Origin of the sequence: Paenibacillus sp. TAF43_2 (assembly GCF_052113545.1) — a bacterium.
Taxonomy (GTDB): Bacteria; Bacillota; Bacilli; order Paenibacillales; family Paenibacillaceae; genus Pristimantibacillus.
Genome location: NZ_JBFRDK010000370.1, coordinates 1 through 1,470, shown reverse-complemented (window position 1 = coordinate 1,470; position 1,470 = coordinate 1). Strand labels below are relative to the sequence as shown.

The window sequence follows — 1,470 nt, the reverse complement described above, 5'->3', positions numbered from 1 at the left end:
GCGTATAATGGACCGTATACGGCCATACGTTGAAGTCGTCATGGTTACCGGTGAAAACAAGCGCGGACAAAAGTAATCGATTAAAGCTTTGGTTAACGGATTCCTATTCGAGGAATTTGTTGACCAAAGCTTTTATTTTTGTTTAAGGCTGGCAGCAGCATCAAGCTTTATCTCAGTATGGTTGAAAGCGTATTCAGAATGAGCGCTGTTTTTATACTGTGTCGTTCGTTCTGCTAGCATATAAAGCTTTCTTATAGGACTTATCAATTATTTGAAATTAAGTATTGACAGAAAGTGGGGCTCGCTGGTAAGATTCTTCCATAACCAACTAAGCAGGTAGGAATAATGTTTTCCGACCGGACGAACCGGAGCAAACACCTATCCAGGAGAAACATCCTCACAGGAAGTAAACTTCATAAATGTTTCTGAAAGCCTGTTAATTTAAAAAAGGGGTGTATGGAAAGATGAAGAAAATTACTCATGTTCGTTCCGTTGTTATTCTATTGGCATTAGTGCTTGTATTGGCTGCTTGCGGTCAAGGCGGCAACAACAAAACAAACAAAGAAACGAATAAGCCTACTAACGAGGCAACGAATACAGCTGCAACAGACGCACCTACGGATAAACCAAAACCGCCAGTTGAGCTTTTGAATGTATCCTACGATCCTACTCGTGAGCTTTATGTAGCATTTAACGCAGCATTCTCGAAACATTGGAAAGCGGAAACAGGTCAAGACGTGACGATTAAACAATCGCATGGCGGGTCTGGTAAACAAGGCCGCGCAGTTATTGATGGCTTGAAGGCGGATGTTGTAACACTTGCACTTGGTTATGACATCGATGCAATCGTTGAGCCAGGGCTAATTAATGCGGATTGGCAATCAAAGTTTGAGCACAACAGCGCTCCTTATACATCAACAATCGTATTTCTAGTTCGTAAAGGAAACCCAAAGGGCATTAAGGATTGGAACGATCTAATCAAGGACAAAGTTGAAGTTATTACTCCAAATCCTAAAACATCTGGCGGAGCTCGCTGGAACTATCTTGCTGCATGGGGTTATGCGCTTAAGCAAAATGGAAATGACGAAGCGAAAGCACAGGAGTTTGTTACACAATTATTTAAGCATGTACCTGTACTGGATTCCGGTGCACGCGGATCAACAACAACGTTTGTAGAACGCGGCATTGGCGATGTACTGCTTGCTTGGGAGAATGAGGCTTTCCTATCGATCAATGAGCTTGGTCCAGACAAATTCGAAATCGTATATCCTTCTTTAAGTATACTTGCTGAACCTCCAGTTGCTGTAGTTGATAAAGTGGTAGACGAGCGCGGAACTCGTGAAGTAGCGGAAGCTTACTTGAAATACCTTTACACAGAAGAAGGCCAAGAAATTGCAGCTAAAAACTACTACCGTCCAATTTCGGAGACAGTTGCTGCAAAGTATGCAGATCAATTCAAAACTCTAGAAT

At 42.2% G+C, this 1,470-nt stretch carries 1 protein-coding gene; it reads left to right on the top strand.

Annotated elements, in window-relative coordinates; genetic code table 11:
- Positions 1-464: 464 nt before the first annotated feature.
- Positions 465-1,470 (top strand): sulfate ABC transporter substrate-binding protein (locus tag AB4Z17_RS33450; protein WP_441964758.1); only part of this gene is annotated, 1,006 nt, incomplete at its 3' end.